We start from the raw sequence: 22,019 nt of genomic DNA on the forward strand, positions 1-22,019 counted from the left end.
GTACCAACGGAAGATATGCGCTTCGCCAGAAAGACGCAACTAGTTCCGGCGGGTCGCGATCGAGTATTCGACGTATTGGCCGTCGACCGTCATGATCTGCAGGTAGGCGGTATACGGGCCTTCCGGACCGGTGAACCGGCACTCGAACTGCTGTCCCACCTTCGCCTCCACTCCCGCCGGGCAGGTCACATCGGTCGGGCGGAAGCCGGTGTTCTCGGCGACGACGTCGACGACCGTCTGCGCCGCTCCCTCAGGTATCACGGTCACCGGCGCAGGCTCGGCCTGCGCGGTTCCCACGACCAGTCCGATGCCGGCCAGGCTGAGGCCGCCGGACACCAACAGGTTCGTCGCCAATCGTGCGGCAGAGTTCATGGATCGTTCCTTTCGCATGCGGCCCTGGCGGCCGTCCACGACAGCATGCGGCGGACGCCTTGACGAATTCTTGACGGCTGCGGAAACCCGACCGAACAACGTCGACGATGGGGGCATCGAGGCAGAGTGCCTCTAGAGTGGCCAGGGCCGGGATCGAACCGGCGACCTTCCGCTTTTCAGGCGGACGCTCGTACCAACTGAGCTACCTGGCCGGAAGGCATCGGCCGTGTCGATAACCGAAGTGCCTCGCCAATAGTGGCGACCCTGACGGGACTCGAACCCGCGACCTCCGCCGTGACAGGGCGGCGCGCTAACCAACTGCGCCACAGGGCCTTGCTTTCTACGCTTGCGGCTTCCAATCGTACGGTGCCGCGCGTACCCCCTACGGGATTCGAACCCGCGCTACCGCCTTGAAAGGGCGGCGTCCTAGGCCGCTAGACGAAGGGGGCCAGCCGAATCTCTCCGGGGTACTCACAACGCTGTGACGCTGGGAGCCTCGCTAGCTTAGGGTACGGACACCCCAATCCTCAAACGCGGTCCCCGACGGCACCCAGTATCCTGATGCCTCGCGCCCCTATAGCTCAGTTGGTAGAGCTACGGACTTTTAATCCGCAGGTCCCAGGTTCGAGCCCTGGTGGGGGCACCACAGGGGCACAGAAGTATTGGCGCGGTGCGCGTCACCCGGTCTGAGACGGCACGCCGCGTTCAGAAATGCGTGCCTGGCGAATCACCCGCTCGAGCGCTTGAATGTCGGACTCGATCATGCGTGACAACCAATACGCGAAAATGAATGCGGCAATACCGCCGAGACACACGACCCTGATCGGGACGATGATCTCGGCGATCTCGGGGGCAGTCAGGAAGCTCACTGCCATAATGGCGAGCAATGGCACCGAAGCCGCGATCGCCAGATAGCGCGACAGTCGACGGCTGAGCGCCCGTAGCTGTTCGGCATCGCGCGCATCGGTCTGTCCCTGTGCTATCAGCTCCGGATAGATGCTGCGGACGATGTAGAAGGTCAGCAGGAAAAACGGATACGCGATCGCCATCGCGCCGCCCACCGCATGCGACCCCACGAAGTGGATCGCGGATCTACCGGGCATTCCACCCGCCACGAACTGCAGCGTGAGCGCAAACGTCACCCCAGACAGCACCCACAGACCGATGACGACGAACACCACCCGCTCACTGGCGACAAGGCAGTCGTGGCGCGCCCGGGCCAATGCGTCCGCAGGCGGCGCCGGGCCACGCCGCAGGCGCCGCGGGACGAAGATCACGTACCGGATCGAATAGACCGCCAGCACAATGCCGAGCGGCCAGACGAGTAGGTTGAGCAGCGTTGTGAGCAGCATGAACCGGTCTTGGCCCTGCTCGGAAAGCTTGCTGACGATGAGCAGCTGATTGTGGTGGATGGTGTATGCGGCGGCCAACGCATTGGGAATCACGACGGCCGGCACGGCAATCGGCAGAAAATACGGCCGCAGACGCAGCCGCCAGCTTCGTTCAGGCGGATCCACCAGGTCACGCGCTTGCGGATCGAGGCACAGTTGCAGTTGCTCGGCGAGTTCAGCCCCCGAGGTCCAGCGTTGGTCACGGTCTGCGCTCAGTGCCTTCAGCAGAACTCGACGTAGCGCGGTAGGGCAGTCACTCGGTAGCGCCGCGAGTGCCGCCGACGTGATCCCTTCTGCGCGGGTGGACAGCATCAGATCGAGCGCGGTGGTGTCGCCGACCAATTCAGCCGATTCCGCGCGAGCAGCTTGCGCCGCGGAGTCATCGAACGGTTTCCTGCCCGTCAGCAGTTCCCACAGCATGACCGCGAGTGAGTAGATGTCACTGCGGGTATCGAGGTTCGCCGCGTCGTGGACGTGTCCGGGCCGGGTAGCCATGAGCTGCTCGGGAGACATGTAGGACAGTGAGCCACCGAAGTAGGTGAACGGGCTTGCCCCGGACAGGTTTCGGGCGAAGCTGATGTTGAAATCGGCGAGTTTGGGGGTGCCATCGGGTGCAAGCAATACGTTGGCCGGCTTGATGTCGCGGTGCAGGACGCCCCGCGAATTCGCATAGTGCAATGCTTCGGCCAGTCGCTTCCCCAGCCACGCGACGGTCTCAGGCCAGGAAAGGGTCGCGAGCTCAGCGCGAGCGGTTGATTCGGTGGGCCGGCTCTCGCCGCGTGACTCCAGTGCGACGTCGACCGCGTCGAGCAGCGCCTGACCGGATTCGGGTCGCCGATCGTCACCGAAAATCAGTCGACCGAGGTCGAGCAGCGTCCCGCCGGGCACGTATTGCATGTACAGCAGCCGCCAGTCGCGGTCGCGGAGTATCCGCTGGTCGAAGACCCGGACGATGTAATCGTGATCAAGCTGGGCGAGGGTCTGTCCTTCCTCCCCGCGGTTTGCGGAGATCTTCACCGCCACCAGCCGTTGCATAGACCGTTGACGAGCGAGAAAGACTCGCGCGAATGCGCCGCTGCCGAGTTCGACGAGCAGGTCGAAGTCGTCGAGCCGCTGGCCGACCTCGATCCGCGCGATCTGGGATGGCCCGGAGAGGTCGAACGACGAGCCGAGTGTTCCGGTGCCGTTTCGTGTTTCGTCCACCGTGTCGGCCGACATTTGAGTTGGAGCGAACTCGGCTTGCCGGCGGGCCGTCGGATCGGTCATTGACACCCTCGTTCCAGGTCATCTGCATCTTAACGCTGTGGCACCGGTGGCCTGGGAATTCCGGGTTCAGGATATGCCCATCGCAGCGTCGCACCGCCGCTCCAACCGCCGCATCGTGGACACGAAAGCCGTGCTCTGCGCGTCTGATTGGCGCATCTCGCGTCGTGCTGAACGAAGCCGATCCTCTCGGTCGAGAGTGTTCGACGCGGCCCAGCAAGGCGTAATCTCACAATGTGCTCTACAACCAGGCCCGACGTCCATTTTGGCGGCGGCACCCGGTGGCCACCGGCGTCGCCGCGCTGGTGACATTCTGGTGGCTCGCCAACGGCTGGTACGAAGCGCTCGCCGTCACGGCGATCCTCGCGTTGTTCTTGTTCATCCATCACCGCAGGAGAACGCTCGCCGTCCGCGATGCCGGCCTACGTGCCCGCGCCGACTACGAACACCGGTTGAGCCTGCGCGGCGATCAACGCGGCGTGTTCGGCAGGTACCCACCAGTGCAAGCGGGGTGGTTTCCGGATCCGCAAAACCGATGCAAAATAAGGTATTTCGACGGCGTGGCATGGACGGATCACACCGTCTGACGGCAGGCCTCAGACCTTCGGCGAGTAGTAATGCGGGTTGTCGCGGTACTCCACCGGCGGAAGATTGCGCGCCGGCGTCTCGACCAACGGTGAGTCCGCGGGCAGCCGGCCGCTGGCACGATCCCACGCAGATCGCTTGCGCGGGTGCATCATCACGCGCTTCGGCAGCAACTTGACGACGTGATACACCACCTTGCCGAACAGCTTGTGTAGCCGCTCCTGGCGGGGCGTCCAGGTGTAGCCCATCAGGTCGCGCACCGCCGGATCGAACAGGCCGACGGTCGTGAAATTGAAGAACCGCTGCATCCCCGCGATGTTCAGCTTCCACATCCAGTCGGGCATCCAGTCCAGCGAGGGGTGCTTTGGCATCGATGACAGATCGAGCACCTCGCGTGCTGCCCAGTTGTTCTCCAACACGTTGTGGCACATGTGATCCCAGTACTCCTGGAATTCCTCCCACGACTTCGGAACCGGCCGCATGCTCATGCCGTACATGCGGTACCACACGATGTGCTCGTCGAACAGCTGCCGTTTCTGCGCCTCCGTGAGCCCGCCGCCGAGCCACTCCGCCGCCAGCAGCGTCGACTTGAAGAACGTCGCGTGTGCCCAATAGAAAACGTCGGGGTTCAGCGCGCTGTAGCGACGACCTTGATCGTCGACGCCCTTGATCCCGATGTGATAGTCGCGGACCTGTGCCCCGGTCTGGGGCGCGCGGTCACCGTCGAACACGACGCCGCCGATCGGATACACCGACCGGAACAGCCGCGGCATGCGTTCCATGAAGAAGATCGAGTGCTCTTGGACTGCGGCGCCCAGCTGTGGATGCATGTTCTGCATCGAACCGGCCCAGGGACCCTGCAGCATTCCGGTCCACCGACCGAAGTACTTCCACGTCAGCGAGTCGGGCCCCAGCGGCTGCGGCGGAGCGTCGTATCCCCCTGACGACACCGGGCACCCGACTGCCACAGGAGCCTCGTCACTGTTCACGGGGCATCTCGCGGACGTATCTTGAGTCACTGGGTTAGCTTCCCATCCGGTCAGAATGACCTATTCTGACTACACGCGTTGTCAGAATGGAAGTCTAGGAGGGATGTGGCGTCGGGTCAACGACGGGGCCGGTGGTCCGGTGTGCCCTTGGAGGACCGGCAGGCATTGCGCCGCGACGAGCTGATCGCAGCAGGCGTCGCCCGTCTCGGTCGCGCGCAGGGGCCGGCCCTGACGGTGCGCGGGGTGTGCCAGTCGGCCGGGCTGACCGAACGCTACTTCTACGAGAGCTTCGCCGACCGGGACGAGTTCGTCCGCGCGGTCTACGACGACGTCTGCGCGCGGGCCATGTCCACGCTGACCACGGCGAAAACCCCGCGCGATGCGGTCGAGCAGTTCGTCGCGCTCATGGTCGACGACCCAGCGCGCGGCCGGGTTCTGCTGCTGGCGCCCGAAAAGGAACCGGTACTGACGCGCTCGGGCGCCGAATGGATGCCGAGCTTTATCGAACTCGTGCAGCACAAGCTGACGCGCATCGGGGATCCCGTCCAGGCAGCTATGGTCGCCACTGGCCTGATCGGTGCTTTGACGGCGTTGTTCACCGCCTACTTGAACGGCAGACTCGCAGCCTCACGCGAGCAGTTCATCGACTACTGCGTGGAGATGCTGATGAGCCGCGTATCGAGCTACTGACCCCTAGTTGTCGGGAATCTCAGGACCTGCGAGTTCCTGCTCTTCCTGCTCCGCGGCTTCCTTCTCGGCCTCCGACTTGGCCTCGCGGCCGAGCGGATTCTGCACAGAAGTGCCGGGATTGGTCGCAGAGGCGTAGGCGCCGCTGCAGTTCAGCGCGACATTGACCTGAGATTCGTCGGATGCGTCGATGCGCAGGAACGACGCATCCCATGCGTTCGTGACGATGCAATCGCCCTCGTCGAGCTTGTCGCCGAAACGCGAGGCGACGACCGCGGAACCGCCACTCTCCTGGATCGCCTCTTGCGCATCCGAGTACTTGTCGCCCACAACATCAGGGGCGGCTGATGCGATGCCTGCCCCAAGGAACAGCGACGAGGCTGCCGCGACGGCAAACGCCGAGCCGGTCCCTAGAACGATGAGCTTCTTCACGTGCGCCCGACCTCCACAGTCAATGAACCTCAAAACGGTTGATGACCGTAGCTTATGGCCTCCCGGTCGGGGCCGCTACCGGAGGAGGCTAGCCGTCGGAGGCAGCCGCTTGGGCCTGCCGCTGCTGCGCTGCGCGCTTCGCGGCTTCCTGCTCGGCCTCCAGCTTTGCCTCGCGACCGACCGGACTCGCCAAGGAGTTGCCCGACGAGCCTGGACCTGCCAGAACGCCGTTGCAGTTGAGGGCGAGCAGCACCTCGTTGTTAGCCCGCATACCGCCGCGGACGATGCGCTGATAACCCGCGTCCCAGGCGTTCATCACAAGGCATTTTCCGTCTTCCAGACCCGCACCTGTCCGTGTCGCGATGACAGCGGTGCCGCCTGCCTGCTGGATCATCCGCTTGGCGTCGTTGTAGGTGCGGTTGACCACCTCCGGGGCGGCGTTCGCAGTGCCGGACCCCAGCCAGATACCGCTGCCGGCCACCACCGCCGCGGCCATCGCACCGACACCGATCTTGAGCATGTTCACCTGAGCCCGTCCTCCGAGTCGTCTGCGCCTGGCGTACGGGCCGCAATTATTTGCCCGGCGAAATATTAGCCAGAACACGTGGGTCCCGTGTGGCTTATGTGACACCTGGCGTGGAGACTTGAATGTCACCGCGGGGCACAGATATATTGAGTGCAACCAACAGGTACAGATAACTTGGGAGGGGCCATGTCGAAAGACCTGACCGACCTACAGCTGCTCACCGAACTCGAGCCAGTGGTCGAGAAGAACGTCAACCGGCACCTGACCATGCGCAAGGACTGGAATCCACACGACTACATCCCGTGGTCGGACGGCAAGAACTATTACGCACTCGGCGGCAAGGACTGGGACCCCGAAGAGTCGAAGCTGTCCGAGGTCGCCCAGATCGCGATGCTCACCAACCTGTTGACCGAGGACAACCTGCCGTCCTATCACCGCGAAATCGCGATGAACTTCAGCATGGACGGGCCGTGGGGCTTCTGGGTGAACCGGTGGACCGCCGAGGAGAACCGGCACGGTATCGCGCTACGCGACTACCTCGTCGTCACCCGCGCGATCGACCCCGTCGAGCTCGAGCAGCTACGCATCGAGCAGGTGACCCGTGGCTTCTCCCCCGGCCAGAACCAGCAGCTGGAGGGTGACGCTGAGTTGTTCGCCGACTCCCTGTTCGACTCCGTCATCTACGTGACGTTCCAGGAGTTGGCCACCCGCGTCTCGCACCGCAACACCGGCAAGGCGTGTAACGAGACTGTTGCGGACCAACTGCTGCAACGGGTTTCGGCCGACGAGAACCTGCACATGATCTTCTACCGGGATGTGTCCGCTGCGGGTTTCGACATCGCCCCCGACCAGGCCATGCGCTCCTTGCACAAGGTGCTGACCAATTTCAAGATGCCCGGATATACGATCCCGGACTTCCGCCGCAAGGCCGTCGTCATCGCCTCCGGCGGGGTCTACGACCCCCGCATCCACCTCGACGATGTGGTGATGCCGGTACTCAAGAAATGGCGCATCTTCGAACGCGAGGACTTCTCCGGCGAGTCGGCCCGTCTGCGGGACGAGCTGGCCGCCCACGTCCAGGAGCTCGAAGACACCTGCGTGAAGTTCGAGATCGCCAAGCAGCGCAGGCTCGAACGCATCGCGAAGGTCGCCGAGAAGAAGGCCGCCAAGAACCTTCTGGTGGGGTCATCAGCTTCCTAACAGACGCTCGCCCGGCGCTGCAGATCGGTCCCATCGCACTACGAAGTCCGGTCGTGCTGGCACCGATGGCGGGCGTCACCAACGTCGCTTTCCGCACGCTGTGCCGCGAACTGGAACTGGCCAGGGCCGGCACCGTCAGCGGGCTCTATGTATGCGAGATGGTGACGGCGCGGGCGCTCGTCGAGCGCCATCCGTCGACCATGCACATGGTCACCTTCGCCGACGACGAGACGCCGCGATCGCTTCAGCTGTACTCGGTTGACCCACACAACACCTATCTGGCCGCGAGGATGATCGTCGACGAGGGCCTGGCCGATCACATCGACATGAACTTCGGCTGCCCGGTGCCCAAAGTCACTCGACGCGGTGGCGGGGCGGCGCTGCCGTACAAGCGCAGGCTGTTCGGGCAGATCGTGGCCGCCGCGGTGCGCGCTACCGAAGACACTGACATCCCGGTGACGGTGAAATTCCGGATCGGAATCGATGACTCTCATCACACCCACCTCGACGCCGGCCGGATCGCCGCCGAGGAGGGCGCCGCCGCCGTCGCGCTTCATGCGCGCACGGCGGCACAGCGATACTCCGGCGAGGCGGACTGGGAACAGATCGCCGCGCTGAAACAGCACGTCACGACGGTTCCTGTGCTCGGCAACGGCGACATCTTCGAAGCCGCCGACGCGCTGGCGATGATGGAGGCGACCGGCTGCGATGGCGTCGTCATCGGTCGGGGGTGCCTTGGTCGTCCCTGGTTGTTCGCCGAATTGTCGGCCGCATTCACCGGCACGCCCGCCGCCGCCCCGCCGACACTGGGCCAGGTCGCGGCGATAATCCTGCGCCACGGCGAACTGCTCGCCGCGCATTTCGGCGAGGACAAGGGCATGCGCGACATTCGCAAGCACGTCGCCTGGTACCTCCATGGCTTCCCCGCCGGTGCGGACCTGCGGCGCGCGTTGGCGCTGGTCAAATCGCTGGAGGAACTGCGGAGCCTGCTCCAGAACCTCGACCAGAACATCGAGTTCCCCGCCGCGGCAATGGGGCCGCGGGGCCGGCAGGGCTCACCTGCCGCGGTGTCACTACCCGAGGGCTGGCTAACAGACCCCGACGACTGCACCGTCCCGGCGGGCGCCGAGGTCATGCATTCAGGAGGTTAGTCCGTCTCAGAGTCGTCTCCCACCTGAGACGACTCTGACATCACATCTCTCAGGATGTCTCAGTACGATATGAGTCTCGTTCGTAATTCGGCTCCAACGTCGGGGCCACTGGAGTGTTGCTGGGTGCTGTGACCTGTAGGGAAGCACCGGGTACATCGGAGCCCAACGTCGCGCGCGGCGGTTTATGAGTCGGAGGCCGGTAGAAGGATGAGTGACGGCGACAACGCCACTCCTGGCCGTCATGGCCGGGGTGCCTCGTCGTCGCCGGACGACCAGTCCGACACCTATCAATGGCATACCCGAAGATCTCAGCCGCTGCCAGGCGCCGCGCCGTGGGAGCGCGCACACGTGTCCGACGATGCCGATGCGCCAACCGAGGAGCCATCGGCGTCCTCCCCCGGTAACCACACCGACGGGGTGACGGTCGCCGACCTCATCGCCAAGCTCAACGGCGATGAGGCCGTCCCAGCGGAGCTGAAGCGACACCGGCCCGACCGCAGCACGCCTCCGCCGGCCGAACCGCCGCCGTCGCCGCCTACCGAGATCATCGATCCAGTGCCTGCGTACGGTCGGCACGAGCGGCCCCTCGGATCCGACATCGACCCTCACGAGGTCGCCGCCGAAGTTCCTGAGGCCGAGGACTACTACGACACCGAGATCATCCCGGCCATCGGGATCGACCTGCCGGATCTGACATCCACCCATCGGCACGGCCGCGTTCCGCCGTCTCATATCGGTTCTGGCCGCCGCCAAACCGATGAGCATCGGCCGTCTCGGGGCCGCCGCAGGTCGATGATCGTCGGGCGCGTGGTCACCGCCCTGATCGCCGTGCTCGCTCTTGCCCTCACCGGTGGGGCGTGGCAGTGGCAGTCGGCGAAGAACAACATGCTCAACCGGATCTCCGCGCTCGATCCCGATTCTCGCGACATCCTCGATCCGAACGCACAGTTCGGTGACGAGAACTTCTTGATCGTCGGCGTGGACAGCCGCATGGGCGAGAACGTCGACATGGGTGCAGGCACCACCGACGAGGCCGCAGGCGCGAGGTCGGACACGGTGATGCTGGTGAACATCCCCGCAAACCGTGAACGTGTTGTGGCGGTGTCGTTTCCGCGAGACCTCGCCATCGAGCCCATGCAGTGCGAGCCGTGGGATCCCAAAACCGGGGAATACGGCCCGATCACCGACCCCGAGTCGCCCATGTACGGGGCCGACAAGGTCTACACCGAGTACAAGCTGAATTCCGCGTACGCCGTCGGTGGACCGAAGTGCCTGGTGAAGGTCATTCAGAAGTTGTCTGGCCTATACGTAAACCGTTTCATGGCAGTGGATTTCGCGGGCTTCTCGAAGATGGTCGACGCTCTCGGCGGTGTCGAGGTGTGCAGCACCACCCCGCTCGAGGACTACGAGCTGGGGACCGTGCTGGCCAATGCCGGCCGCCAAACGGTGGACGGCCACACCGCACTTCAGTACGTGCGCGCACGCCAGATCACGACGGAAACCAACGGCGACTACGGCCGCATCAAGCGTCAGCAGCTCTTCCTGTCCTCGCTGTTGCGCTCGATGATCTCCAAGGAAGTGTTCTTCTCGCTGTCCAAGCTCAACAACGTCGTCAACATGTTCATCAACGACAGCTATGTCGACAACATGGACACCAAAGACCTGGTCACGCTGGGCCAATCGGTTCAGGGCATTGCCGCGGGCCGGATCACGTTCCTGACCGTGCCGACGACGGGGTACATGGACGAGTACGGCAACGAGCATCTTCGTGAAGACGACAACCGGGCCATTTTCGACGCGATCATCAACGACGATCCGCTGCCCGAGGAGAAGAACGCCGACAACACCCCGGTGCCCGGCACTCCCGAAAGCCAGACCGAGATACCCACTCAGGACGCCGCGGCACCGACCGAGCTCGTCGACACGATCACGACCGACCCGACCGACATCACGGTGCAGGTGTCGAATTCGACGGGCGAAGACGGGCTGGGTGCGACCGCTGCCGGCGAACTCCAAACGCATGGCTTCAACGTCATCACGCCCGACGATTACCCCGGTCCGCTGGACAACACAACGGTGTTCTTCTCCCCGGGCAACGAGCAAGCGGCGGCAACCGTTGCCGCGTCGTTCCCCAACTCGACCATCGAACGCGCGACCAACCTCGGCGATGTCGTTCAGGTGGTGCTCGGCAACGACTTCTACTCGGTGGCTTCGCCGCCCTCGAGTGGATCTCCGGTGCAGGTCCAGGTCGTGCGCGGCACCGGAAGCACACCGACCAAGCTGCCCGAGGATCTGACCGTCACCAACGCCGCCGACACGACCTGCGAATAGTCCTGTCCGCGTAGCCTCGTCGGCTTTTTGGCATGCGCCATTCACCTGGCGTTCACCCTGCACGCCGTGACGTTCCGGCTGCTCAGACCGTAGGGTGGACGTATGCGAACCGCGTACCATGACCAGTTGGATCAGCTATCTGGGCAGCTCGGCGACATGTGCGGGCTGGCCGGCGCGGCGATGGAGCGTGCAACCCAAGCCCTGTTGCAGGCCGATCTCGTTATGGCCGAGCAGGTGATCAGCGACCATGAGCAAATCGTCGCGATGAGCACGCGCGCCGAGGAGGCCGCGTTCGTGCTGCTGGCGCTGCAGGCGCCGGTGGCAGGCGATCTGCGCTCTATTGTCACGGCGATCCAGATCGTCGCCGACGTCGATCGGATGGGCGCCCTGGCGCTGCACGTCGCCAAGATAGCCCGCCGCCGCCACCCCCAGCATGCGCTGCCCGAAGAGGTCAACGGCTACTTCGCCGAAATGGGCCGAGTGGCAGTCGAATTGGGTAATAGCGCTCAGGAGGTGCTCGTTACGCGCGATCCGGAGAAGGCAGCGCGGATCAGCGAAGAAGACGATGCGATGGATGATCTGCATCGCCACCTCTTCACCGTGCTGATGGACCGCGAGTGGAAATATGGCGTCACCGCCGCGGTCGATGTGACGCTGCTGTCCCGGTTTTACGAGCGCTTCGCCGATCACGCGGTCGAGATCGCCCGCCGGGTCATCTTCCAGGCCACCGGCAACCTCCCAGAAGAAGACCAGCTGGCGTCACGCTGAGGCCGTTCGCCTCAAAGCGCTTAACCGAAGCGGCCGGAGATGTAGTCCTCGGTCGCCTTCTGCGTCGGATTGGAGAAGATCTTCTCGGTCACGTCGATCTCGATGAGACGACCCGGCTTGCCGGTGGCCTCGAGATTGAAGAATGCCGTCTGGTCACTGACGCGGGCGGCCTGTTGCATGTTGTGCGTCACGATGACGATTGTGTAGTCCTGCTTGAGCTCTGAGATCAGATCCTCGATCGCCAGCGTCGAAATCGGATCCAGCGCTGAGCATGGCTCGTCCATGAGCAGCACGTCCGGCTGCACTGCGATTGCGCGCGCGATGCACAGTCGCTGCTGCTGACCGCCAGACAGACCGCCGCCCGGCTTGTCCAGCCGGTCCTTGACCTCGTTCCAGAGGTTGGCACCCTTGAGCGAGCGCTCGGCGACCTCCTCGAGCGTCTTCTTGTTGCGCACACCCTGAAGCTTCAGACCGGCCACCACATTGTCGCGAATCGACATGGTGGGGAACGGATTCGGACGCTGGAACACCATGCCGATGGTCTTGCGGACGCTGACGGGATCGATGCCCGGAGCGTAGATGTCCTCACCGTCCAGCAGCACCGAGCCTTCGACCCGGGCACCGGGCAGGACCTCGTGCATGCGGTTGAGAGTGCGCAGCACCGTCGATTTTCCGCAGCCCGACGGGCCGATGAAGGCGGTGACACTACGCGGTGTGACGGACAATCCCACGTCGGCGACGGCGTGGAACGAACCGTAGTAGATGTTGAGGTCTTTGAGATCCAGCCGCTTGGCCATGAGGCTCCTAAACTCTGTTCCGCGTCAGGTATCGGTTGACGAATGCAGCACCGAGGTACAGCGCCGCGATGATCAGGATGAGGGTCAGCGCGGCACCCCAGACCCGAAGCGCGCCTGCTGCTTCCGGGTTCACCAGCTCGGTGTAGATCAGCAGTGGCAGCGACGCCATGTTGCCCTCGAGGGGATCCATGTTGATCGACCGGCTGTAGCCCACGAGCACCAGCACCGGAGCCGTCTCCCCCATGACCCTGGCAAGGGCCAACAGAATGCCGCTGATCATCCCGGGCAACGCGGTGGGCACAACGATGCGTGCAATCGTCTTCCATTTCGGAATGCCCAACGCGTATGACGCTTCTCGCAGCTCGTCGGGGACGAGTTTGAGCATCTCCTCGGTGTTGCGCACGACGACGGGAAGCATCAGCAACACCAATGCCAGCGAGACCGCGAACGCGCTCTGCTCGAATCCCAGGGTCGCGATCCACAGCGCGAAGATGAAGAGCGCGGCCACGATCGATGGCACACCAGCGAGGATGTCGACCATGAACGTGGTCACCTTGGCGAACCAGCCCCGGCCGTATTCGACCAGGTAAACCGCCGCCATGATGCCCAACGGCACGGAGAGCACCGCGGCGATCGCGGCCTGAATCACGGTGCCGTAGATAGCGTGATAAACACCGCCGGCCATCTCCTCGGGGAGCACGCCGGCAAGAGAGTGGCTCCACCACGTCGACGAAGTGATCGCAGCGATGCCCTTGGCCAGCACCGTGTAGATCAACCAGATCAACGGGATCATCGCGACGACGAACGATGCGGTGAAAAGCGTTGTCGCGAGGCGATTCTTGAACTTGCGACCAGTACTCACCGGGTGGAAGGTCGGGGCCTTCACCGGCTGGTCCAGTGTTGCCGTCATCCTCCGCTAACCCTTCCGCCGGCCGCGGCCCGGGCCAGTGCGTTGACGATGAAGGTCAGCGCGAAGAGCACGAAGCCTGCGGCGATGTAAGCCCCCGTGGGCAGTGGCGCGCTGAACTCCGCTGCTGCCGAGGCGATCTTGGACGCGAACGTGTAGCCACCGTCGAACAGCGACCAGTGGCCCGCCTGAGCTGCCGTCCGCAGGATGATCAGGATGGCAATCGTCTCACCGAGCGCCCGGCCCAAGCCCAACATCGACGCCGCAATCATGCCGCTGCGGCCGTAGGGAAAGACCGTCATCCGGATGACTTCCCACTTGGTCGCACCGAGGGCCTGTGCGGCCTCGACGTGGCCCCGTGGGGTGAGCGCAAAGACTTCGCGGGTGACCGAGGTGATGATCGGGAGAATCATCACGGCAAGAACTATTCCCGCGGTGAAAATCGTTCCGCCGCCAGCCAGTGACACGTTGCCCTGTGAGAACAGGAAGAACCAGCCGAGATTCTCGTTGAGGAAAGTCGCCACCGGGGTGAGCCACGGGGCCAGCACGAAAATGCCCCACAGACCGAAGACGATCGACGGCACCGCCGCCAACAGATCGACCAGCATTCCGAACGGTCGCGCCAACCGCTTTGGGGCATAGTTCGTCAAGAACGCCGCAATGCCGATCGCGATGGGCACGGCGATGATCAGGGCGAACACCGAGCTGAGCACCGTCACCATGAACAGGTCGCGGATGCCGAAGCGCAGGTTGGAAGAGTCGCTGGTGAGGAACTCCGTGCTGGTCAGGAAGTTCGCCTGGTTGGCTTGCAGCGACGGGATCGCCTTGACGATCAGGAACAGCGCCATCAGCGCGATCGCGCCGATGATGGTTGCGCCGGCGGCGACCGCGACGGACTTGAAGACGGTGTCGCCCCAACGTCCCTCGCCCTGCTTCAAAGCCGATCCCTTCCGATCCTTGGTTGGCTTCTCTGGAGTATGCCCAACCCGCTGTGGGCTCGTCGTGTTTGACGAACCCACAGCGGTCGAATCTGGTGTCACAGCCATGGATCGGAGTTGACTAGGTGTTCGCGTTAATGGCGTCAACGGCCGTGGTCAGCCGCTCCTTGAAGGCTTCGGGAACGGGGATGTAGCCGTTCTCCTCGAGACCGGTCTGGCCGTTCCCCAGAGCCGAGTGGAGGAACGCCTTCACCGCCGTGGCAACCTCGGCATCGGGGTACTTCGAGCACACGATCTCGTAGGCCGCGAGCATGATCGGGTACGAACCGGGCTCGGTCGGCATGTAGAACGACGCGGTGTCGAGCACGAGGTCGTTGCCTTCGCCCTTGAACTTGACGCCGTCGATGGCCTTACCCGCCGACTCGGTGCTCAGCTCAACCGGCTCCGGCCCTGCGGAGGTGATGATCCTTGCGATCGACAGGTTCTGCGCCTTGGCGAACGACCATTCGTTGTAGGTGATGGAACCCGGGGTGCTCGCGATCGCTGCGGACGTGCCCTCGTTGCCCTTGGCTCCCTCGCCGACGCCGCCGGCGAAGGACTTGCCCGCACCCTTGCCCCACGCCCCGTCCGATGCCGCGTCCAGGTACTTCTGGAAGTTGTCCGTCGTACCGGACTCGTCACTGCGGAAGATCACGTTGATCGGCTCAGCCGGGAGGCTGGCGCCCTCGTTCAAGGCTTTGATCTCGGGGGCATCCCACGTCTTGACCGTGCCGTTGAAGATCTTGCCCAGAGTGGGTCCGTCGAGAACGAGGTTGTCGACGCCGGCGACGTTGTAGGTGACGGCGATGGGCCCGAAGACGGCGGGCAGATTCCACGCGTCGCTGCCGCCGCACCGCTCCTTGGCCTTCTCTACCTCGCCCTTTTCGGCACTGAGCGGCGAGTCGGAACCACCGAAGTCGGTTTGTCCACCGATGAACTCCGAGACACCGGCGCCCGAGCCGCTCGAGGTGTAGTTCAGCGTGAAGCCGGGGCAGTCCTTCTCGTAAGCATTGATGAAGCGCGTCATCGCATTGGCCTGCGCCGACGAGCCACTGGCCTTGAGCGATTCCTTGCCGCCGCAGTCACCGGCCGGTGTCGACCCACTGTCAGATCCCGATCCCGAAGACGTGTTGTCGTCGCTACCGCACGCCGACAGCAGCAAGGTTCCGGCGGCCAGCAGGCTCAGCGCGGCACCAGTTCGATTGGCCTTCACGAAGCTCCTTTGTGAAACAGGTAGACGCTGGCACGGGCCGACTGGCCCCCGCCGTGACACACGTCGCGTCAAGCAGACCGGTTGCTGCTCGGCTGAGAACCTAAGCGCACGTCGTTAATCACTTGCCTACGGATAGTGAACGGAAGATGAACCGGCAAGGGGCTCGAGGCGACATTTCCACTGGACGAGTTGACATACGATATTCATCTCAGTAGATATTGAGTCAATGTCTGTTGATCCAACTTTCGGCGTAACTCAACGTACGGCGGTTTTCGCCGCACTATCCGATCCCGCCAGACTGACGATCGTCGACCACCTGCTGAATGCCGATGCGTCCCCGTCAGAACTGCGTGCGATGTTGTCAGTGCCGTCCAACTTGCTCGCGCATCACCTCGCCGTACTCAAGAACGCCGGGGTCGTACGACAGACCCGGTCAGAAGCCGACGGGCGACGGACGTACCTCAGGCTCAACCATGCGGCGCTCGACGGTCTGCTGCCATCAGCCCAGCATCGTGCTCGTCGCATCGTGTTCGTCTGCACCCACAACTCCGCCCGCAGCCAGCTTGCCGCCGCAATCTGGAACCGGCGCAGCGAATTACCCGCTACCTCGGCCGGCACAAATCCCGCGCCCCAAGTGCATCGCGGCGCAGTTGCCGCCGCAAAACGCTTCAACTTGTCGATGCGCGCGGTCAAGCCGCGCTATCTAGGTGACGTCCTGGCCATCGACGACATGGTGATCGCGGTGTGCGACAACGCGCATGAGGAGCTTCCCGCTGAACTACTTCGCATCCACTGGTCGATCAGCGATCCGACCCGCACCGCCGCCGCGTCCGCATTCGATGGTGCGGTACGGGAACTCACCGCCCGAATCGACCGCTTGGTCCCCGATGTTCAGCCCGCCTAGTTCAGGAGAAGCCATGACCGACAACATCACTGAGATCACTGAGATCACTGAGCACCATCTCCGTAGCGATCTCTCCATCGACCAGCGTCTGGCGATGAAGACGGCGGCCGGCCAACTCCAGAGGGAATTCGACGGCGTGTTCGGGGTGGAAACCATCGAAAGGTTCCTGCACTCGTCCTATGACCAATTTGCCGGCCGGGCGACGGTGCCCCATTTCCTTCCGTTGTTGGCCGAACGCTTTGCGCGGCAACGACTCCGCGCGCTCGCGCGGGCAGAGGGCAAATCGGGCGACGGAAAGCCGACCGTCCTGTTCCTGTGCACCCACAACGCCGGCCGGTCGCAGATGGCTTTGGGATTCTTCACTCACCTCGCCGGCGATCGGGCGGTCGCGTGGTCCGGGGGCTCCGAGCCAGGCGAGTTGGTCAACCCGGCAGCCGTCGAAGCCATGGCCGAGCGCGACATCGACATCTCGGGCGAATACCCCAAGCCGTGGACGGATGAAATCGTGAGGGCCGCGGACGTCATCATCACGATGGGCTGTGGCGACGCCTGCCCGATATTTCCGGGCCGCCGCTATGAGGAATGGATCCTCGAAGATCCACACGGACAAGACGTCGCCGCCGTACGTCCCATCCGTGACGAGATCGAGCGTCGGGTCCGAGCGCTGCTGACGGAACTCGAGGTGCCGGCTCGTGCGTGACCCTCTGCGCTACCCTGCCGGCGCATCCTCGCGGGGATGCGACCTCACGACAACTGTCGGATGACCTGTTGCAGTGGTTCCGAGGACGTTCCGATTTCACCGATGAATGGGTGTGAGAGTTCCGCGACGAGGAACAGGTTCACAGCCACCAAAATGCCCAGAATCGCAACCATCGTGTAGTGGGTGGCGGGTTTCTTGACATCGTAAATGATTGCGCAGGCCAGGAGCAGGCCGCTGGTCAGCCAGATGACCGCCCACAGCGACCAGGGCGGCCCATTATCAGTTTGCGCTTGCGCCAAGCGCTGTGTACGTGCCTGCCCGACGCTGTCGAGATTGCCGAAAGAGGTTGAAAGTATTGTCTTTTGCGCGTCGGTGCGTGCTTGAACTTCTTCATAGGCCGCATACAGTCGCGTAAAAGCCTCGTCCGCGTCAGGGTATGCGCCGCCCTGGGCGATTTCGCGCCACTCGACTAGCGCTGCCTGCTGGTATTCGAGCAGCGCCTTTCGAATCCGATCTTCATCAGGCTGGTCGAACACTGTGACAGTTCTGGCAAGCTGCACCCCCGCTGCCCCCTCGGTACGCGCTCTTCCATCCGCGTCGCCGATCTGTCCCCACATGGCGGATACGACGAAGCCGAGGAAGAACGCGAACACGAATCCGACCACCCCGAAAGCAAACTTGATGACATCGTTGTGCTCTTCACCTTTGAGGCCGGGGAAACGACGGCGCACAAATACTTGAATGAGGATCGCTCCACCCGCGACGACGACAATGATTCCCAGCAACAACACCCACGACGAAAGGTTGGCCACCAGCCATTGACTAATCATTCGGCTCTCCTGCGACCGCCAGGCAATTCGGGCGGGCGCGGTTACCCGCTCGCTCTAGAGTTCTCTAGCTGGCGAACGTCTTGACTGTAGGAGTCGTTGCGATATTGGGTGCGCGAACGGGAATGACACGCCGGAGCGACGGGCTCTGCTGGCGGCACGAGGCGGATGGGACGCGCCAAAATCAGACCCTTCACTGCTGATATCGACTCCCAGCTCGACGAGAGACGCTACGGATTACTCAACGCACTTACGCTTCGGTGCTGGCAGCCGTCGATGGTTCCGCAGCCGCAGAGTGGTTGCCGCCGACACGCTTTCGCAGCGCAAGAGATACGTAAACGAGTGCGACCAGCACAGGCACTTCGATCAGCGGCCCGACCACCCCGGCCAGTGCCTGACCCGAGGTCGCGCCGTAGGTGGCGATGGCCACGGCGATAGCCAACTCGAAATTGTTTCCCGCGGCGGTGAACGCCAGCGTAGTGGTTCGTTCGTATCCGAGGTGCAGCAGCGCGCCCAACAGGTAGCCGCCTCCCCACATGATGGCGAAGTAAGCGAGCAGGGGCAGGGCGATCCGCGCTACGTCGAGGGGGCGGTTGGTGATCTGATCTCCTTGTAGCGCAAAGAGAATGACGATGGTGAACAGCAGTCCGTAGAGAGCCCACGGTCCGACCGCGGGCAGGAACTTGGATTCGTACCATTCGCGGCCCTTGACCTTCTCCCCGAGACGCCGGGATAGGTACCCGGCCAGTAGCGGTATGCCCAGAAAGATCAGGACAGACTTGGCGATCTGCCACGGCGACGTCGAGATGGTGGTCTGCTCCAACCCCAGCCATCCCGGCAACACCGACAGATAGAACCACCCCAGCACTGCGAACATCAGTACCTGGAATATCGAGTTGAGAGCGACGAGCACCGCGGCCGCTTCGCGGTCCCCGCACGCAAGGTCATTCCAAATGATCACCATCGCGATACAGCGAGCCAGGCCGACGATGATCAAACCGGTGCGGTACTCGGGCAAGTCCGGCAGTAGGAGCCACGCCAGCGCGAACATCAGTGCCGGACCGAACACCCAGTTGAGAAGTAGCGAGCTGATCAGCAGTCTGCGGTCGCCGGTGACAGCGTCGAGTCTGTCGTAGCGGACCTTGGCCAGCACCGGGTACATCATGATCAGCAGACCGAGCGCGATCGGTAGCGAGATGCCGTCGATCTGAACCTTGTCCAAGGCCGTGTTGAGTCCCGGAATCCAGCGGCCGAGCAGCAGGCCGGCGATCATCGCGATTCCGATCCAGACGGGGAGGAACCGGTCCAGCGTCGACAACTTCGCCACGACGGGCGGCGCCGTTGCGTGACGCTGTTGAACTTTGTCGGTCATGCCCGCACCACCGCCGCGTCGGCACTGACACTCAACAATGACGACAACGACCCGAGGACCTCGGGCACGACCGTGTAATACACCCAGGAAGCCCGCCGTTCGGACGTCAGCAACCCCGCATCTCGCAGCACCTTGAGGTGGTGCGAGATCGTCGGCTGCGACACCTTGAGTCCGGGCGAGATGTCGCACACGCACGCCTCGCCGCCGGCGTGGCTTGCCACAGAGCTCAGCAAGCGCAGCCGCACCGGGTCGGACAACGCCTTGAACTTCAACGCCATTTCCGTCGCTTGAGCCGTTGTCAGGGGTTCCCGTACCAACGGCTCGAGCACACAGCAGGCCTCCGAAGACGCTTCCTGATTCGACATATATCGATATTGACTGATATCGAATCAGTAGGCAAACCGACGCCCACCGCTAGCAGCAGGCAGTACTGGCCTTGGCTGGTTCTTCTTCTGCGTGTTCCTCGGCAGTACCGCACGAACACTCGTCTGCCGCTTCCGTGGCGCGCGGACTGCTTCCGAAAGTCTCGGAGTCTGCGAGCACGGTGTAGACCTCCCATCGCTCACCGCCCGGGCCGGACACCCAGACCTTGTCCTGCGTCGCGAAGCAACAGGTGGTGCCGATTTCTTCGTCGGTGAACAGCCCCTCACCGGACAGGCGGGCGATTTCTTCATGCACCCGGTCACTGGTCTCGACCTCGACGCCCAGGTGGTTGAGGGTGCCGCCGTGCCCCGGGTTCTCGATGAGGACGAGCTTGAGGGGAGGCTCGGCGATCGCGAAATTGGCGTAGCCGGGCTTGCGCTTGGCCGGTTGGGCGTTGAACAGCTTCGAGTAGAACGTCACCGCTTCGTCGAGGTCGTCGACGTTGAGGGCGAGCTGAGCTCGGGACATGGTACCTCCTGGAGTACGACATATATCAAACTACCGGACATCGCCAGCATGCCCACCTTTTTGATATATGTCAACACTGCTGGCAAGATGGACTCATGCCCAAGGCCTTGCCCGTGATCGACATGTCCGCCCCCGTGTGTTGCGCCCCGGTCGCCGCGGGTCCCGTCGACGACGCCGCAGCGCTCGAAGTAGCCCTACGGCTCAAGGCCCTCGCCGACCCCGCGCGAGTGAAGTTGATGGCGTTGTTGCTGAGCGCGCCGACCGGCGAACTGAACAGCGGGGATCTGGCAGATGCGGTGCTGCTGACCGAATCGACGGTGAGCCATCACCTGACACAACTACGCAAAGCGGGACTGGTCGAGTCGGATCGTCGGGGCATGAACGTTTATCACCGTGCGCGGCGCGACTCGCTGGTCGCGCTGTGCGCTGTCCTCGACCCGAGTTGCTGCAGCTAGCCGGGAGCAATCCGGTGCCAGTTGCGTCCTTTCGGGGTTACCGTCGTCAATACTGCGGGGCGCCCGTTCGGGTGCCGGAAGGACGGCGGTCATGAGCGCCGAGATGATGGAGACCGACTCTGCGGCTGCGCTGCAGCCGACCGAACAAATGTGGCGCGAGATGTTGCCGCAGCTGCGAAGGTTCGTGCGACGACGTATTGCGGACCCCGACCGAGCCGACGACCTCGTCGCCGAGATCCTGCTGCGCATCCACCAGAACGTGGCCTCACTCGACGATCGAGAGCTGCTGCCGAATTGGGTGTTTCGCATTGCGCGAAACGCGGTCATCGACGAGTACCGCCGGGCCGGCCGCAGTCGAGAACAGCTCACACCGACATTTCGGGACCACCTGATCGAGCCATTCACGGATCAGGACGAACCCACCGCGGTGCGTGAGCTTTCTGCGTGCCTACGGCCGCTGCTCAAGGGACTGTCGGCGGACCAACGTGAGGCGTTGGAGATGGTGGATCTGGCCGGGATGACCCAAGCCGCTGCCGCGCAGCAGGCGGGGGTCTCGCTGTCCGGAATGAAGTCCCGAGTACAGCGCGGCCGCCGGCGACTCGCCGAGCTGTTGGGGCAGTGCTGTGCGCTCACCCTCGACGGCCGCGGCGTGCCAATCGATTACGAGCCGGCACCGGGCTGCGGTTGCGCGAAGGACTGACCGCAGCCCGGCTGACGGCTATGCGCAGCAGGTGCTTTCCGTGTTGTCCTGGGCTGCGCAGTTCTTTGCGCACACGGAGTTCGACTCACCATCCGGGTTGGCCGGGTTGTCGTCGCTGATGCTGTAGAACTCCCACCACCCGAGTGGCACGTCAGGCGCGGTGACGAACACCTTGTCCTGTGTGGCGTGACAGCAGACGTCCTGTTCCGCGACGGTGGTGTCCAAGCCGGCTGCCTCGAAGCGTTCCATCGCCGTGGCGACGTCATCGGCGCTGGCCGCTTCGACTCCGAGATGATTCAGATGCTCTGTGGCTCCCGGCTTTTCGATGAGCACCAGCTTCAACGGCGGGTTCTCGATAGCGAAGTTGGCATAACCGTCGCGGACCTTGTGCGCGGGCACGCCGAACATCTTCTCGTAGAATTCGATCGCGGCAGAGACATCGTCGACGTTGAGCGCGAGTTGGATTCGACTGGTGGACATGGTCACTCCTTCAGAGTCGGTGATTGACACCTGTAATGACGACGCCAAGCTCAACGGGACGCACCGAAGTGCCGTCGTGCGTCCTTTTGGGTGAGCAAGCG

The 22,019-nt window shown here is 63.5% G+C and carries 23 protein-coding genes, 4 tRNA genes and 1 pseudogene; 11 read left to right on the forward strand and 17 right to left on the reverse strand.

What is annotated here, in order from left to right; translation table 11 throughout:
- Positions 1-39 precede the first annotated feature (39 nt).
- The 4 genes from M1248_RS10860 to M1248_RS10875 all read right to left on the reverse strand — a co-directional run bounded on the left by M1248_RS10860 (position 40) and on the right by M1248_RS10875 (position 821).
- On the reverse strand, positions 40-372 hold the full coding sequence (locus M1248_RS10860) for a DUF4333 domain-containing protein (RefSeq protein ID WP_174262102.1): 333 nt from the start codon (positions 370-372) through the stop codon (positions 40-42).
- A 138-nt stretch (positions 373-510) separates the two neighbouring features.
- A tRNA-Phe gene (locus M1248_RS10865) sits at positions 511-584 on the reverse strand.
- A gap of 44 nt (positions 585-628) precedes the next feature.
- A tRNA-Asp gene (locus M1248_RS10870) sits at positions 629-705 on the reverse strand.
- A 43-nt stretch (positions 706-748) separates the two neighbouring features.
- A tRNA-Glu gene (locus tag M1248_RS10875) sits at positions 749-821 on the reverse strand.
- Between the two features lie 121 nt (positions 822-942).
- On the opposite strand from M1248_RS10875, the gene M1248_RS10880 reads away from it, so the two are divergent.
- Positions 943-1,018, forward strand: a tRNA-Lys gene (locus tag M1248_RS10880).
- 31 nt (positions 1,019-1,049) lie between these two features.
- On the opposite strand, the gene M1248_RS10885 is transcribed toward M1248_RS10880, so the two are convergent.
- Positions 1,050-3,029: a serine/threonine-protein kinase gene (locus M1248_RS10885; RefSeq protein ID WP_317148330.1), complete on the reverse strand. Its 1,980-nt coding sequence runs from the start codon at positions 3,027-3,029 to the stop codon at positions 1,050-1,052.
- A 233-nt stretch (positions 3,030-3,262) separates the two neighbouring features.
- Here M1248_RS10885 and M1248_RS10890 point away from each other — a divergent pair, with 233 nt between their 5' ends.
- Positions 3,263-3,613, forward strand: a complete 351-nt coding sequence (locus M1248_RS10890) for a DUF2510 domain-containing protein (protein WP_317148331.1) — start codon at positions 3,263-3,265, stop codon at positions 3,611-3,613.
- A 9-nt stretch (positions 3,614-3,622) separates the two neighbouring features.
- Here the strand turns inward: M1248_RS10890 and M1248_RS10895 are convergent, their stop codons facing one another.
- The gene (locus M1248_RS10895) at positions 3,623-4,630 is read right to left on the reverse strand and encodes an oxygenase MpaB family protein (protein WP_163730893.1); all 1,008 of its coding nucleotides are present in this window, start codon (positions 4,628-4,630) and stop codon (positions 3,623-3,625) included.
- 75 nt (positions 4,631-4,705) lie between these two features.
- Here M1248_RS10895 and M1248_RS10900 point away from each other — a divergent pair, with 75 nt between their 5' ends.
- Positions 4,706-5,290 (forward strand): TetR/AcrR family transcriptional regulator, encoded by a 585-nt coding sequence (locus tag M1248_RS10900; protein ID WP_317148332.1) that lies wholly within the window; start codon positions 4,706-4,708, stop codon positions 5,288-5,290.
- A gap of 3 nt (positions 5,291-5,293) precedes the next feature.
- On the opposite strand, the gene M1248_RS10905 is transcribed toward M1248_RS10900, so the two are convergent.
- Positions 5,294-5,719, reverse strand: a complete 426-nt coding sequence (locus tag M1248_RS10905; RefSeq protein WP_232076183.1) for a hypothetical protein — start codon at positions 5,717-5,719, stop codon at positions 5,294-5,296.
- A gap of 88 nt (positions 5,720-5,807) precedes the next feature.
- Complete coding sequence (locus M1248_RS10910; RefSeq protein WP_163737739.1) at positions 5,808-6,239, reverse strand: hypothetical protein; 432 nt, start codon at positions 6,237-6,239, stop codon at positions 5,808-5,810.
- Positions 6,240-6,431: 192 nt separating this feature from the next.
- On the opposite strand from M1248_RS10910, the gene M1248_RS10915 reads away from it, so the two are divergent.
- From M1248_RS10915 to phoU, 4 genes are all read left to right on the forward strand, one after another.
- Positions 6,432-7,445 carry an acyl-ACP desaturase gene (locus M1248_RS10915; protein ID WP_163730897.1) on the forward strand — a complete coding sequence of 338 codons (1,014 nt, stop codon included), beginning with the start codon at positions 6,432-6,434 and terminating at the stop codon, positions 7,443-7,445.
- Entirely contained in the window at positions 7,433-8,596 is a 1,164-nt protein-coding gene (gene dusB, locus M1248_RS10920; protein ID WP_317148458.1) for a tRNA dihydrouridine synthase DusB, read from the forward strand. Before M1248_RS10915 ends, dusB begins: the two co-directional genes overlap by 13 nt.
- Positions 8,597-8,803: 207 nt before the next feature.
- Positions 8,804-10,927, forward strand: coding sequence for an LCP family protein (locus M1248_RS10925; protein WP_317148333.1), 2,124 nt, complete (start codon positions 8,804-8,806; stop codon positions 10,925-10,927).
- 102 nt (positions 10,928-11,029) lie between these two features.
- On the forward strand, positions 11,030-11,695 hold the full coding sequence (gene phoU, locus M1248_RS10930; RefSeq protein ID WP_317148334.1) for a phosphate signaling complex protein PhoU: 666 nt from the start codon (positions 11,030-11,032) through the stop codon (positions 11,693-11,695).
- A gap of 20 nt (positions 11,696-11,715) precedes the next feature.
- Here phoU and pstB read toward each other — a convergent pair whose 3' ends face one another.
- From pstB to pstS, 4 genes are read right to left on the reverse strand one after another with little or no spacing between them, the layout of a single operon-like run.
- Positions 11,716-12,492: a phosphate ABC transporter ATP-binding protein PstB gene (pstB, locus tag M1248_RS10935; protein ID WP_163730904.1), complete on the reverse strand. Its 777-nt coding sequence runs from the start codon at positions 12,490-12,492 to the stop codon at positions 11,716-11,718.
- A 7-nt stretch (positions 12,493-12,499) separates the two neighbouring features.
- Entirely contained in the window at positions 12,500-13,402 is a 903-nt protein-coding gene (gene pstA / locus M1248_RS10940; RefSeq protein ID WP_163730907.1) for a phosphate ABC transporter permease PstA, read from the reverse strand.
- Entirely contained in the window at positions 13,399-14,445 is a 1,047-nt protein-coding gene (pstC, locus tag M1248_RS10945; protein WP_163730911.1) for a phosphate ABC transporter permease subunit PstC, read from the reverse strand. Before pstC ends, pstA begins: the two co-directional genes overlap by 4 nt.
- Positions 14,446-14,458: 13 nt before the next feature.
- A complete protein-coding gene (pstS, locus tag M1248_RS10950; RefSeq protein ID WP_163730915.1) occupies positions 14,459-15,589 on the reverse strand; it encodes a phosphate ABC transporter substrate-binding protein PstS in 1,131 nt (376 codons plus the stop codon).
- Between the two features lie 226 nt (positions 15,590-15,815).
- On the opposite strand from pstS, the gene M1248_RS10955 reads away from it, so the two are divergent.
- Together M1248_RS10955 and M1248_RS10960 are read left to right on the forward strand one after the other, a co-directional pair.
- Entirely contained in the window at positions 15,816-16,493 is a 678-nt protein-coding gene (locus tag M1248_RS10955; protein WP_317148335.1) for an ArsR family transcriptional regulator, read from the forward strand.
- A gap of 13 nt (positions 16,494-16,506) precedes the next feature.
- Entirely contained in the window at positions 16,507-17,193 is a 687-nt protein-coding gene (locus M1248_RS10960; protein ID WP_317148336.1) for an arsenate reductase ArsC, read from the forward strand.
- Positions 17,194-17,237: 44 nt separating this feature from the next.
- On the opposite strand, the gene M1248_RS10965 is transcribed toward M1248_RS10960, so the two are convergent.
- The 4 genes and pseudogenes from M1248_RS10965 to M1248_RS10980 all read right to left on the reverse strand — a co-directional run bounded on the left by M1248_RS10965 (position 17,238) and on the right by M1248_RS10980 (position 20,283).
- Entirely contained in the window at positions 17,238-18,023 is a 786-nt protein-coding gene (locus M1248_RS10965; RefSeq protein ID WP_163730925.1) for a DUF4239 domain-containing protein, read from the reverse strand.
- 271 nt (positions 18,024-18,294) lie between these two features.
- Positions 18,295-19,392 (reverse strand): annotated as a pseudogene (arsB, locus tag M1248_RS10970) (ACR3 family arsenite efflux transporter); the annotation flags it as partial.
- Positions 19,389-19,757, reverse strand: coding sequence for an ArsR/SmtB family transcription factor (locus M1248_RS10975; RefSeq protein WP_163730929.1), 369 nt, complete (start codon positions 19,755-19,757; stop codon positions 19,389-19,391). The gene M1248_RS10975 and the pseudogene arsB, both read right to left, overlap by 4 nt.
- 49 nt (positions 19,758-19,806) lie before the next feature.
- Positions 19,807-20,283 (reverse strand): ArsI/CadI family heavy metal resistance metalloenzyme, encoded by a 477-nt coding sequence (locus M1248_RS10980; protein ID WP_163730932.1) that lies wholly within the window; start codon positions 20,281-20,283, stop codon positions 19,807-19,809.
- 95 nt (positions 20,284-20,378) lie between these two features.
- Between M1248_RS10980 and M1248_RS10985 the strand changes: the two genes are divergently transcribed.
- Positions 20,379-20,738 carry an Rv2640c family ArsR-like transcriptional regulator gene (locus tag M1248_RS10985; RefSeq protein WP_163730937.1) on the forward strand — a complete coding sequence of 120 codons (360 nt, stop codon included), beginning with the start codon at positions 20,379-20,381 and terminating at the stop codon, positions 20,736-20,738.
- A 91-nt stretch (positions 20,739-20,829) separates the two neighbouring features.
- Positions 20,830-21,438: a sigma-70 family RNA polymerase sigma factor gene (locus M1248_RS10990; protein ID WP_163730940.1), complete on the forward strand. Its 609-nt coding sequence runs from the start codon at positions 20,830-20,832 to the stop codon at positions 21,436-21,438.
- Positions 21,439-21,456: 18 nt separating this feature from the next.
- On the opposite strand, the gene M1248_RS10995 is transcribed toward M1248_RS10990, so the two are convergent.
- On the reverse strand, positions 21,457-21,918 hold the full coding sequence (locus M1248_RS10995; protein WP_163730943.1) for an ArsI/CadI family heavy metal resistance metalloenzyme: 462 nt from the start codon (positions 21,916-21,918) through the stop codon (positions 21,457-21,459).
- Between the last annotated feature and the right edge of the window lie 101 nt (positions 21,919-22,019).

The organism is Mycobacterium sp. 29Ha (assembly GCF_032883055.1).
GTDB classification, from domain to species: Bacteria; Actinomycetota; Actinomycetes; order Mycobacteriales; family Mycobacteriaceae; genus Mycobacterium; species Mycobacterium gallinarum.

Coding starts and splice junctions, on each gene's coding strand:
- phoU (WP_317148334.1), top strand. CDS start 11,030: ATGCGAACCGCGTACCATGACCAGTTGGATCAGCTATCTGGGCAGCTC.
- pstB (WP_163730904.1), bottom strand. CDS start 12,492: ATGGCCAAGCGGCTGGATCTCAAAGACCTCAACATCTACTACGGTTCG.
- M1248_RS10915 (WP_163730897.1), top strand. CDS start 6,432: ATGTCGAAAGACCTGACCGACCTACAGCTGCTCACCGAACTCGAGCCA.
- pstC (WP_163730911.1), bottom strand. CDS start 14,445: ATGGCTGTGACACCAGATTCGACCGCTGTGGGTTCGTCAAACACGACG.
- M1248_RS10925 (WP_317148333.1), top strand. CDS start 8,804: ATGAGTGACGGCGACAACGCCACTCCTGGCCGTCATGGCCGGGGTGCC.
- M1248_RS10980 (WP_163730932.1), bottom strand. CDS start 20,283: ATGTCCCGAGCTCAGCTCGCCCTCAACGTCGACGACCTCGACGAAGCG.
- M1248_RS10995 (WP_163730943.1), bottom strand. CDS start 21,918: ATGTCCACCAGTCGAATCCAACTCGCGCTCAACGTCGACGATGTCTCT.
- M1248_RS10990 (WP_163730940.1), top strand. CDS start 20,830: ATGAGCGCCGAGATGATGGAGACCGACTCTGCGGCTGCGCTGCAGCCG.
- M1248_RS10885 (WP_317148330.1), bottom strand. CDS start 3,029: ATGACCGATCCGACGGCCCGCCGGCAAGCCGAGTTCGCTCCAACTCAA.
- M1248_RS10860 (WP_174262102.1), bottom strand. CDS start 372: ATGAACTCTGCCGCACGATTGGCGACGAACCTGTTGGTGTCCGGCGGC.
- M1248_RS10910 (WP_163737739.1), bottom strand. CDS start 6,239: ATGCTCAAGATCGGTGTCGGTGCGATGGCCGCGGCGGTGGTGGCCGGC.
- M1248_RS10985 (WP_163730937.1), top strand. CDS start 20,379: ATGCCCAAGGCCTTGCCCGTGATCGACATGTCCGCCCCCGTGTGTTGC.
- M1248_RS10965 (WP_163730925.1), bottom strand. CDS start 18,023: ATGATTAGTCAATGGCTGGTGGCCAACCTTTCGTCGTGGGTGTTGTTG.
- M1248_RS10955 (WP_317148335.1), top strand. CDS start 15,816: ATGTCTGTTGATCCAACTTTCGGCGTAACTCAACGTACGGCGGTTTTC.
- M1248_RS10975 (WP_163730929.1), bottom strand. CDS start 19,757: ATGTCGAATCAGGAAGCGTCTTCGGAGGCCTGCTGTGTGCTCGAGCCG.
- pstA (WP_163730907.1), bottom strand. CDS start 13,402: ATGACGGCAACACTGGACCAGCCGGTGAAGGCCCCGACCTTCCACCCG.
- M1248_RS10960 (WP_317148336.1), top strand. CDS start 16,507: ATGACCGACAACATCACTGAGATCACTGAGATCACTGAGCACCATCTC.